We start from the raw sequence: 11,523 nt of genomic DNA on the forward strand, positions 1-11,523 counted from the left end.
TCAGGCTATTGATTATATCATATTTTTACCTAAAGTCAAGTTTTATGATTTTTTAACGCATGATAACTAATTTATTCATTGTTTTTTGACTTTGGTTTCTAATTTCCATGAAATATGTACCTGGTACAAGATCTGAGATTGGGATTGATAACAAATCATTTTTTCTTCAAATTTTTTGCTTTAACGCACCTTCCACATACATCGTAGATTTTGATTTCAACCGTCCCCTTACTTTTTGAAGTCTGCAGGTAAATTTTGTCCGATGTCGGATTGGGGAAGATTTTAGGCGCTGATTTTCTTTGCTTTACATATTCACTTATCCCGACATCAGGGTGGTATTTAACAATGAGAAAATCATAATTACTCCCATTATAAGATGCACCGCTGACAATTATATTGTCGGAATTGTTAACGGCAATACCGAGCCCCTGGTCATCATTCCCGGTATCAACTCTTCCTTCCCATTTCAAATATCCTGAATCTGTATAACGGAGGATCAAGTAATCATATAAATTTCCTTCTGAAAATCCTGTGACAAAGATATCATTATTGGAGTTTATAGCAATACCAAGTGCCTCATCATCACCACCATAATCAAATATCCTTGACCAGATTGTATCACCGTTTGGATTACATTTAACGGTCAGGATATCATAGGCAGGATAAGCCCCTGTAGCGCCCGTTAGGCAGATGTTATCTCCAGAATCTATTGCAATATCCGTGCATATGTCATCCACATTAAAGTTATAAACTTTTGTCCAGGTGGATAAACAATTCCGCACACCGTAACAGACTGATCGCTACTAACATCTGCCCGATATCCTATTTCATCAAAACCATTATCATAAATTCTATCCCACACCAGATCGCCATTTGACGAATATTTTAATAAAAAAAGATCATAGGTATTTCCATTGAAACTTAAACCACTTACATAGATGTTGTTCGTTGAATCTGTAGTTACTCCTGGGGCCATATCAAAGAAAACACCTTGATATCGTCTCGACCATATTGTATCACCAGATGGAGAATACTTAATAATTAAGGCCTGAGCAAAATAACTTGTAGTATCAAAAGTATAGCCCATTACGATGATATTATTCTCCCGGTCAACTGCAACATCAATTAACCAGTCATCACCACCTGCATCATATTCTTTTGTCCAGAGTAAATTTCCATTCGGAGTATATTTTACTATTAGACAATTGCCTGGTACTGTCCCACTCATTGCATCAAAAGTTACCCCTGCAACGATGATATTTCCATTATTATCAGTCGTAACACTATAACCTGCTTCATCAAGTCCATTATCATATCTCCTTGTCCAGAGTGTGTCCTGGCAAAGGCCCCAGCCGATTACAAAAAGATTAAAAATTTCTTCATCATTCCTCCTAACAGTCTCTAAATTGTATAATAATTATAAAAAAATTCAAGTTGGAAAATGATCCTTTCTTGCGAGGACAAAGGATTTGTTCAAAAATCAACTTTTTCAGGTAGGCGGAAAATGTTGACAATAAATATTGACCTTTTAAATATTTTGATTATTATCTTCTATGGAAATAACTTTTATCGGTGCGACAAGGACGGTAACGGGTTCCATGCACTTGTTTGAATACAAAAAGCAGAAATTTCTTATCGAATGTGGCCTTTATCAGGGGCACCGGGCTGAAGCCGAACGGATAAACCGAACATTTCCATTTAAACCCAAAGAAATAAAAAGTGTGATCCTCTCCCATGCCCATCTTGATCATTCTGGGAATCTCCCGACCCTGGTCAAAAAAAATTTCCGGGGTGATATCTTTTGCACTCCAGGGACCCGGGATATTGCTGAACTCTTACTTCTTGATTCTGCTCATCTCCACGAACACGACATCGCCTTTTTCAATAAAAAACAAAGAAAGGTGGGACTACCCACCAAGGAACCTCTTTACACAATAAAGGATGCAGAGGAAACCTTCAAGTATTTTCGGGGTGTAAATTACCATAATGTCTTTGAACCTGTCGAAGGTGTGCAAGCAACTTTCTATGATGCTGGACACATCCTTGGTTCTGCCCAGATTTTGCTGGAATTTGATGATCAACGAATCCTTTTTAGTGGCGATTTAGGCAGGAAGAATATGCCCATAATCCGGGACCCCGAAATTCCCGAAGATATTGATTATCTGATCCTTGAATCCACCTACGGTAACCGCACTCATAGCTCGTTTGAACAGATGACTGAAGAGTTGAGGAATATAATAATGGAAGGGAAAGAAAAGCGTAGCAAAATTATCATCCCGGCATTTGCGGTAGAGAGAACCCAGGTGTTGGTGACGATGCTTAAAAATTTATATGAGCAGGGAGCTTTACAAGATATTCCTATTTATGTGGATAGCCCCTTGGCGACCGATGTAACGGAGGTCTTTAAAAAACATCCAGAATGTTTTGATCAAGAAACTTATGCCCAATTTGTAAAAAATGAACCATTTAATTTTTCTGGTATTACCTACATCAAAGATCAGGAAGACTCAAAAAAATTGAATGATAAAAGAGGTCCGATGATTATCATATCGGCTTCAGGAATGTGTGAAGGAGGAAGGATACTGCACCATTTGATACATTCCATAGAAAATGAAAATAATATCATAATTCTAACTGGATTTCAGGCATCAGGAACCCTTGGTAGAAAACTCCTTGATGGTTATAAAGAAATTTTTATTTTTGATACAAAATTCAATGTCCGGGCAAAGGTATATTTTATGGCCGGGCTTTCTGCCCATGCAGATAGTAACGACCTGATTGAGTTTGTCAAGGCGATTAAAAACAGCCGCTTGAAAAAAGTATTTTTGATCCATGGCGAGATCATTGAGGCAGTAGCCTTAAAAGAAAAAATAGGTGCCATGGGTATTGCCACCGAAATTCCGGAATGTATGAGCAAAATTGAATTATGAAAAACAAAATCGTAGTAATAGAAGACGATCCGGCGATACTCGATTTATTACAGTTTAACTTGGAGAGAAATGGCTATTCTGTAACGGGATTCCAAAATGGTTACGAGGGTTTGAATTACATTCTAAAAAATCCACCGGACCTTTTAATCCTTGATCTGATGTTACCTGATGTTGATGGTTTTGAGATATGTAAAGAATTGCGGTTCCAGGAAAGAACACGCCGGCTACCGATTATCATTCTTACTGCAAAGGGTGAAGAGGTGGACAGAGTTTTGGGTTTGGAACTCGGGGCAGATGATTATATAGTTAAGCCATTCAGCATCCGCGAATTGTTGGCGCGGATAAAAGTACTTTTCCGACGCCTGATGCCCGAAGGAGCCGAAGAAATTTTAAAATTTGAAGATTTGACTTTGGACATTAAAAAACATCAGGTTTTTCATAAAGATCAGGAACTGCAACTTACCCCTACGGAATTTAAGGTTCTTGCTGCCTTTTTGAAAAACCCCCGGCGGGTATTTACCCGAGATAATCTACTTGAGGTATTGGGTAGATTGGTGTTAGACCGGAATATTGATGTCCATATCACCAATCTGCGCAAAAAGCTCGGTCCGGCAGGTAAATTTATCAAGACCATCCGGGGTGTGGGTTACAAATTGGATAACGAGTGACCCTTACTGTCCTGATAATCCTTGTTTTAATCAGTATAATTATCTTTCTCATTATCCACATTTTGATTTATGTGCGGTATTTAAAAGATATCATTGATTATACCCGGGACTTATTAAAAGATAATTATTCCGCCCGGATGATTAAAAAGGCAAAAGGGAGATGGTCCGAAATCATAAAAGATTTGAATACCCTGGCGGAACGACTTGAGGAGAATAGTGCCCGGGCAAAGAAGAGTGAAGAATTATTGAACATTATATTGGATGAAATGAAAATTGGTTTTATTCTCACCAAACCGAATGGGGAGATTGTTATGGCAAATAAGTTTGTCAAAGAGAACTGGGGAGAGGTGATTGCCCAGCCGGGGAAACTGATTCAAGAGTTAATAGTCAACAGGGCATTTATTGATTTCGTCAGCAAAAAATTAGAGACTATCACCCCAGAATCCATAGAGTTGAACCTTCCAGATAGTGGGAAATACTTCATCGTCACCCGCTATTCTCTTCCAGTCCAGCAACTTTTTTTGTATCTTTTTAGTGACATAACGGATGCTAAAAATTTAGAACGTATCAAATCTGATTTCATCACCAATCTCTCCCATGAATTGCGGACTCCTTTGACCGCAATCAAAGGTTATCTGGATACGCTCCAGGAGCCGGACCTGGAAGAAAAGGATAGAGAAAAATTTATTAAAATCGTGCGGGAAAACATTGAAAGATTGATAAATATTGTTTCTGACCTGCTCATTCTTTCGGATGTAGAGCGGCGGGAGCGAAAATTGGATAAAGAGACATTTGATTTAAATGAGGTGGGCAATGAAGTTGTGAAGTTGTTTCGGAAATCCGCGACTGAAAAGGGTTTGCAACTGATATTTAACCCTGTCCAATTACCATTATACACCGGAGATCGTTTTTTGATTCAACAAGTATTAATAAATCTAATCAGTAATGCGATTAAATTCACGGAGAAGGGGAAAGTGGAACTTGAAATCAAATATGCACAAGACAAATTTTTTATTATTGTCTCCGATACCGGAATTGGGATTTCCAACGATGAGATCCCAAGAATTTTTGAGAGATTTTATACGGTGGATAAAACCCGTTCCCGGAGGCAGGGAGGGACCGGATTGGGTCTATCAATCGTCAAACATATTGTTTATCTCCATCAGGGTGAGATAAAGGTGGAAAGCCGCCTTCAGGAGGGTTCAAGATTCACCATCATTTTACCCGTGGTTCCTTTTTAACCATCTTTTAACATTTGCTTAATTAAGACTTAACATCTTCCTGATATAATATCCGTGAAAGGAGGCGTATGGGCTTAAATCCCAAAACCCATATCCAGCATCCCCAATTCATCCTCTTGGGGTTGTTTTTGTTGTTATTTGTGAGCATGGTCTACGCGGATGCCCCTATATACGGATATATCTGGGTCAGATATACCTATGATTACCTGATGAAACCGGATACAGCGAGTAATCATCCCCATGCTTTTTCCATTGATAGGGGTTATATAAGGTGGAAGACATCCACCACACCCGTTGCCTTTAGTGGCACAATTGATATAAATATGAAGGCAGGTTACACAAAGGATTCGGATTGGCTTGTAAGATTTAAATACGGACAGGCTGACTGGACTTTACCTTATATTGGTAAATACATTCCTGATGCTAAACTTATGATTGGATTACAGAAAGTCTATTTTGGATTGGCTGATTTATGGGAATACCCACTTATTGAAAAGTCATTGGAAGACCATCTCAAAAAAATCAATACCGCTGATTTGGGTGTTGGGTTCTATGGTTATTTACCCAATGGGTTTGGTGATATTTCTATCCAAACCTTTAACGGATCTGGTTATAGCAAACCAACAGAGATTGATTTGAATAAAGCAAAATGTTTTAATGCTTCAGTTGTTCCGCCTGTATTCTTACGAAATTTTGGAATAATGTTAAAGGGTTCTTACTGGATGGAGAAGACCACTACAAAATACTGGAGTGCAGCGGATAGTGAAACCCTTTCCGTTGATTTAACTGAAAATAGAATGGCAGGGGTTGTCCAATTAAGGTATGCATCTGCATCATTGATTGGTGAGTATTTTATTTCTGAAGATGGTAAGACCCCTGATAACAAAATAACCAAGGGTGTGGGATATTCATTTATCGGTCAGATTGATATAACCAAGAACTTTTCAGTTTTAGCCCGTTACGATATATGGGATAAGAATGCAACAGATACGACAGCCGCGGCTAATATAGATGCGGTTTACACCAAAATTTTGGGATTAAATTACAAAATAAGTGACAATCTTTTATTTCAGGTAAATTACCAACTTACTGAATATCAAGATACCTTGAAGGTTCCGGTAGATAAGTTTATGATTCAAGCAAAGTGTTCCTTTTAGTATTAGGAGGTTAATATGAGAAACTTGTTGGTTTTATCATTACTGATAGGATTAGGCTTTAGCCAGAGCCTTGTGATCCAGGGTTCAACAACAGTTCTACCCATTGCCCAGGCTGCAGCAGAAGCATATATGGAGAAACACCCTGATGCAGATATTATGGTGCGGGGGGGTGGTTCAGGAACCGGTATTGCGGCACTCATTGACCGTGCCTGTGATATTGCCAATTCTTCAAGACCAATGAAGACAAAAGAAATCAAACAGGCACGTGAAAAGGGTGTAAATGCAGTAGGAACTGTGATTGCAATGGATGGAATTGCGGTTATCGTTCATCCCAGTAATCCAATCAATGAAATTTCTGTTGAAGACTTGAAAAAGATATATACCGGTAAAATGACCAACTGGAATGCACTCGGTGGCAAAGGCAATATCGTTGTCGTATCAAGGGATGCGGCTTCAGGAACTTATGAGGTTTTCAATGAGAAGGTTCTTGGCGGTGCAAAACTAACTGATGGTGCATTGATGCTTGCATCCAATCTTGAAGTAGCAAGGGCAGTAGAGCAAACCCCGGGTGGAATAGGATATGTGGGGCTCGGTTATCTGAGCGACAAAGTCAAAGTGCTGAAGGTTAACGGAGTTACACCTTCAGAAGCAACTGTCCAAAATGGCACTTATCCTCTTGCACGTCCATTATATATGTATACGAATGGTAATCCATCAGGCATTGCCAAATCCTTCATTGAATTCATACTTTCAACTGAAGGACAGACAATAGTCCGCGATAATGGCTTTGTGCCGGTTAAATAGATACTATTACCCCTCACTTTCCTCCCCCCCTGGGGGAGAGGATTAAGGTGAGGGGTATGATTCTTCAGAGAAAATGTTTTGAGGGAGTTTGAATGCTGCTGAACCGCAGAATGACTGAGGGTACAATAAAAATTGTTCTCTTTATTATTGCTCTAAGTGCGCTCGTCTTCCTTGCAGGAATAGTGATTGTATTGATTTCTCAAGGAACACCAATTTTGAAATTTGTCAGTCTCAAAGATTTCCTCTTCGGGATGGAATGGTATCCAACCCACGAAGAACCAGAATTCGGAATTTTACCAATGATATACGGTTCTTTAATTGTCACCTTCGGTGCGCTGATACTTGCTACACCATTAGGTATTATGTGTGCTCTTTACATTGCTGAGGTTGCACCAAAGTGGCTTAAAGAGACACTCAAGCCAATTATTGAATTGCTTGCTGGTGTGCCTTCGGTGATATATGGGTTATTCGGTGCACTCTTTATTGCCCCCATAATTCAAAGATTTTTCAATCTGCCTACAGGTTTTACCGCGCTCTCTGCTGCCATTGTTTTAGGTATTATGATTCTTCCTACAATCACCAGCATTGTTGAAGATGCGTTGACGGCAATTCCGAAAGAATATAGAGAAGCCGCGCTCGCCTTGGGCGCGACCAAGTGGGAAACGATGACAAAAATCGTTCTCCCAGCAGCATCAAGCGGTATCACAACCGGTATTATTTTAGGTTTGGGCAGGGCAATCGGTGAGACAATGGCAGTCCTTATGGTCGCGGGTGGTTCTGCAAACATTGCTTTTTCTCTGCTAAAACCGGTGCGAACAATGACTGCAACGATTGCTGCAGAGATGGCAGAAACAGTCGTGGGAAGCGAACATTATTATGCACTTTTTGGTATTGCGATTGTGTTATTTGTACTGACAATGATATTTAATATTATCGCTGAACAAATTTCTCATCGTTTTCACAAAAAATTTACAGCGGTGAGATGAACATGGGTAACAATACTCTTGAAATGTCAAATATAATGAACTATCCTGTAGAAAATCAGATAATTAAGAAAAACTCATCAAAAGATAGGAGAAAAAGGGTTCAAAAGATTGGAATTTCAGTTTTGTTTTTCTCACTAATAATAAGTGCAGTGTTTTTGTTTGTTATTGTTGTTTTTATCAGCCTTCAGGGTGTCAAGGTCTTGAGTCTTGAATTTATAACCAGTATGCCTAAGAAATCAATGACTGCAGGTGGTATCCTGCCGGCAATCTTAGGAACATTCTACCTTGCCCTTGGTTCGGTGCTTTTTGCTTTACCATTAGGTGTTTTATCAGGGATATATTTAAATGAGTATGCTCAAGATAATGTAATTTTGAGAATTCTAAAAACAGGCATAAATAATCTTGCGGGAGTTCCTTCTATTGTCTTTGGCTTATTCGGACTTGCAGTATTCGTAAAATTCTTTGGCTTTGGTGTTTCTATACTTTCTGGTTCATTGACATTGGGTATAATGATTTTGCCTGTAATCATTAGTACAACGGTTGAAGCACTGAAGACAGTTCCTGATTCATTCCGTGAGGCAGCGTATGGTATTGGTGCGACAAAATGGCAGACCATAAAAGGAATTGTTTTGCCTGCAGCTTTACCAGGCATATTAACTGGTGTAGTCCTTGCAATAGGGCGTGCTGCTGGAGAAACTGCACCGATACTATTTACTGCCGCAACCTTTTTCAGCAAAAAATTGCCCGGTTCAATTTTATCACCGGTTCAGGCATTGCCTTATCATATCTATGCCTTGATGACCGAGGGAACATATCCGGATAAGCAGGTGCCAATTGCCTATGGTTCAGCCTTGGTTCTTTTGATACTTGTTTTAGGAATGAACCTTGTTGCAATAATTATAAGAATAAGACAGAGAAAGAAGAGGTTATGGTAGAGATTACAGCGGTAAATAAAGAAACAAAAATAGATACTGCCCAATGCAAGATGACGAAATCAAGTATTATCATTAAAAACTTAAATGTATTTTTTGTAGAAAATCATGCCCTGAAAAACATTAATCTCGAAATATACTGCAATAATATAACGGCAATCATTGGTCCGTCGGGTTGCGGTAAGAGTACGCTTATTCGCTGTTTAAATCGTATGAATGATATAATCCCATCAGCAAAAGTAGAGGGAGAGATTTGGATTGATGGTGAAAATATTTATGATCCACTATATGATGTATATGATTTGAGAAAAAAAGTCGGTATGGTCTTTCAAAAACCCAATCCATTTCCTAAAAGTATTTTTGAAAATTTGGCATTTGGTTTAAGGATTCACGGGATTACAGACAAGAGAGAAATTGAAGAAAGGGTAGTAAATGCGCTGAAAGCAGCGGCATTATGGGATGAGGTTGCAGACCGTCTGCATGATTCGGCATTTTCCCTTTCCGGTGGACAACAGCAGAGACTTTGCATTGCGCGCACCCTTGCGATTGAACCTGAAATAATACTATTTGATGAACCCTGCTCTGCCCTTGATCCCATATCAACCGCGAAGATAGAGGAATTGATGATAAATCTGAAAGAAAAATATACAATCGTTATTGTAACCCACAATATGCAGCAGGCGGCAAGGGTCTCGGATTGGACTGCATTTTTATATCTTGGTGAGTTGATTGAATACAATCAGACATCAAAGTTGTTTACCAATCCCAAAGACCCCAAGACCGAGGCGTATATAACCGGTCGTTTTGGATAAGGGCGGGCTGATTGATATGTTGAAAGGGAAGATAGAAAAACTCAAGACAAATATAATAAGATTTGCGGGTCTCGTAGATAATATGCTGCGGGATACTGAAAAATGTGCATATAACCGCGACCATGTGATTGCCAATAACATAATTACTAATCTTGAGCAACTATCAAATCGCATTGAAGTAGAAAATGAAACATTGTTTATTGAATTCCTTGCCCTTTTTCAGCCCGAGGCAACTGATTTAAGGACGGTCGTTTCATTATTAAAGATTAATAATAATTTAGAAAGGATTGCTGACCATTGTGTTAATATTGCCCAGCGCATTTCAGTATATACTTCAATAAACAGTTTTAAGAATTTGAAAAATATGTTCGGCATTGTTCAAAAAATGTTTAAAGATACTTTTAGTGCATTTACAAGCAATGATACAAGTATTTTAACAGCAGTTATTAATCAGGATAAATTTGTTGATAAAGAACTCAAGGAATTAACGGATGAGGTCATTAATAAAATGGATACTTATCATTCGAAGTGCAGTAACGCAATCTCGGCATTATTAATTGGCCGAGACCTCGAGCGGATAGCAGATTTAACGACCAATATTTGCGAGGATATAATTTATATGACGGAGGGTGAGATCGTAAAACACAAAGATTCTTTTTATTTCGCACATTGAGCTAAACAGAATTTCGAGTTTTTGCACTTTGACAAATTTTCTCCTGTATTGACAATCCCGGATAAATTCGTATTATAACCTATGTTTAAGGTCTTATTCAAAGACTACCAGACAAAAGCCCGCATTGGTTTATTAAAAACGAAACATTTTGAGGTTAAAACACCAAATTTCATGCCCGTGGCGACCCAGGGCAGTGTAAAAATGATTTCTCCTGAGGAATTAAAAAAAATCGGTGTAGAGATCATTGTGTGTAATACCTACCACTTAATGCAGCGACCAGGAACCCAACTCATAAAAAAAATTGGAGGAATCCATAAATTTATGAGCTGGGACCGGGCGATCTTAACCGATTCAGGGGGATTCCAAGCATATTCATTGAGTGAATTGAGGAGTGTGGATGATGAGGGTTTGACATTCCTTTCGCACATTGATGGGAGCCGTATTCGTTTGACTCCGGAAAAGGCGGTTGAAGTTCAACGGGATTTAGGTACAGATATTGCCATGTGCCTTGATTTTTTCACATCATATCCTTCAGAATTCATTGAAGCGCGGATTGCGGTGGAAAGGACAGTCAATTGGGCAAAGCGGAGTTTAGCGGTAAAGAGGAAGCCGGCCCTTTTTGCAATCATTCAGGGTGCTACATTTAAGGGATTGCGGCAGGAATGTGCTCAACGGCTGGTAGAATTGAAATTTGCTGGCTACGGTATTGGGGGATTGATGATTGGGGAACCAGCGCAACTGACGATGGAGATGGTAAAGGCGGTGAATGAAATAATACCGGAAAACCGGATTAGATATTTGATGGGTTGTGGTTATCCTGAGGATATCTTGGAGGCGGTGAGCTTGGGAGTCGACCTTTTTGACTGTGTTTTACCAACCCGCAATGGTCGGACCGGTATGGCGTTTACTTCCGAAGGGAAGATAATCATCAAAAGCAGCAGGTATGCGGCGGATGAGGCACCGCTTGATAGAAATTGCCGTTGTTATACTTGTAAAAATTTCAGTCGGGCGTATCTCCGCCATCTTTTTAATGTGGGCGAGGGATTGGCTGGTCGATTGGTGAGCTACCATAATATTGCCTTTTATATCCGGTTAATGCAAGATATTAGATATCATATTCAAAAAGGTGATTATGATAAATTTTTACTTAAAGCGAAGGCTTCTTTTAATTTTCGCACAGACGCAATTGACTAAGTCCTCTCCACTGCTATAAAAGGTTTGTCAATAATTAAATTCTTACTTTACATCCCCCTTTCTTCAGATTATAATTTCCTGGTCCGAATCATACCTAACGGTTAAACCAGACTGCTATACGGTCAT

12 protein-coding genes are annotated in these 11,523 nt (G+C 39.2%); 10 read left to right on the forward strand and 2 right to left on the reverse strand.

All coding sequences use genetic code 11. The features are described 5' to 3' along the window. Nucleotides 1-155: 155 nt before the first annotated feature. Nucleotides 156-737, reverse strand: a complete 582-nt coding sequence (locus ABIL39_07605) for a T9SS type A sorting domain-containing protein (protein ID MEO0165985.1) — start codon at nucleotides 735-737, stop codon at nucleotides 156-158. Continuing rightward, nucleotides 707-1,228: a hypothetical protein gene (locus ABIL39_07610; GenBank protein MEO0165986.1), complete on the reverse strand. Its 522-nt coding sequence runs from the start codon at nucleotides 1,226-1,228 to the stop codon at nucleotides 707-709. The genes ABIL39_07605 and ABIL39_07610 overlap by 31 nt, the downstream gene beginning before the upstream one ends. 325 nt (nucleotides 1,229-1,553) lie before the next feature. Here ABIL39_07610 and ABIL39_07615 point away from each other — a divergent pair, with 325 nt between their 5' ends. The 10 genes from ABIL39_07615 (at nucleotide 1,554) to tgt (ending at nucleotide 11,397) form a co-directional block, all read left to right on the forward strand. Next, on the forward strand, nucleotides 1,554-2,930 hold the full coding sequence (locus tag ABIL39_07615; GenBank protein MEO0165987.1) for an MBL fold metallo-hydrolase: 1,377 nt from the start codon (nucleotides 1,554-1,556) through the stop codon (nucleotides 2,928-2,930). Continuing rightward, the gene (locus tag ABIL39_07620; GenBank protein MEO0165988.1) at nucleotides 2,927-3,598 is read left to right on the forward strand and encodes a response regulator; all 672 of its coding nucleotides are present in this window, start codon (nucleotides 2,927-2,929) and stop codon (nucleotides 3,596-3,598) included. Before ABIL39_07615 ends, ABIL39_07620 begins: the two co-directional genes overlap by 4 nt. Beyond that, complete coding sequence (locus ABIL39_07625; GenBank protein ID MEO0165989.1) at nucleotides 3,595-4,839, forward strand: ATP-binding protein; 1,245 nt, start codon at nucleotides 3,595-3,597, stop codon at nucleotides 4,837-4,839. Before ABIL39_07620 ends, ABIL39_07625 begins: the two co-directional genes overlap by 4 nt. A 68-nt stretch (nucleotides 4,840-4,907) precedes the next feature. Then, nucleotides 4,908-5,996: a hypothetical protein gene (locus ABIL39_07630; protein ID MEO0165990.1), complete on the forward strand. Its 1,089-nt coding sequence runs from the start codon at nucleotides 4,908-4,910 to the stop codon at nucleotides 5,994-5,996. 15 nt (nucleotides 5,997-6,011) lie between these two features. Further along, on the forward strand, nucleotides 6,012-6,800 hold the full coding sequence (locus tag ABIL39_07635) for a phosphate ABC transporter substrate-binding protein (protein ID MEO0165991.1): 789 nt from the start codon (nucleotides 6,012-6,014) through the stop codon (nucleotides 6,798-6,800). A gap of 92 nt (nucleotides 6,801-6,892) precedes the next feature. Beyond that, nucleotides 6,893-7,786 carry a phosphate ABC transporter permease subunit PstC gene (gene pstC, locus ABIL39_07640; protein ID MEO0165992.1) on the forward strand — a complete coding sequence of 298 codons (894 nt, stop codon included), beginning with the start codon at nucleotides 6,893-6,895 and terminating at the stop codon, nucleotides 7,784-7,786. A 23-nt stretch (nucleotides 7,787-7,809) separates the two neighbouring features. Further along, a complete protein-coding gene (gene pstA / locus ABIL39_07645) occupies nucleotides 7,810-8,721 on the forward strand; it encodes a phosphate ABC transporter permease PstA (GenBank protein MEO0165993.1) in 912 nt (303 codons plus the stop codon). Between the two features lie 50 nt (nucleotides 8,722-8,771). Next, entirely contained in the window at nucleotides 8,772-9,530 is a 759-nt protein-coding gene (gene pstB / locus ABIL39_07650) for a phosphate ABC transporter ATP-binding protein PstB (GenBank protein MEO0165994.1), read from the forward strand. Further along, a complete protein-coding gene (phoU, locus tag ABIL39_07655) occupies nucleotides 9,523-10,203 on the forward strand; it encodes a phosphate signaling complex protein PhoU (GenBank protein MEO0165995.1) in 681 nt (226 codons plus the stop codon). Before pstB ends, phoU begins: the two co-directional genes overlap by 8 nt. 81 nt (nucleotides 10,204-10,284) lie before the next feature. Beyond that, nucleotides 10,285-11,397, forward strand: a complete 1,113-nt coding sequence (gene tgt / locus ABIL39_07660) for a tRNA guanosine(34) transglycosylase Tgt (GenBank protein ID MEO0165996.1) — start codon at nucleotides 10,285-10,287, stop codon at nucleotides 11,395-11,397. The last annotated feature ends 126 nt before the right edge of the window (nucleotides 11,398-11,523 follow it).

The sequence above is a fragment of the candidate division WOR-3 bacterium genome (assembly GCA_039802205.1).
Taxonomy (GTDB): Bacteria; Hydrothermota; Tepidihabitantia; order SM23-42; family JAOAFX01; genus JAOAFX01.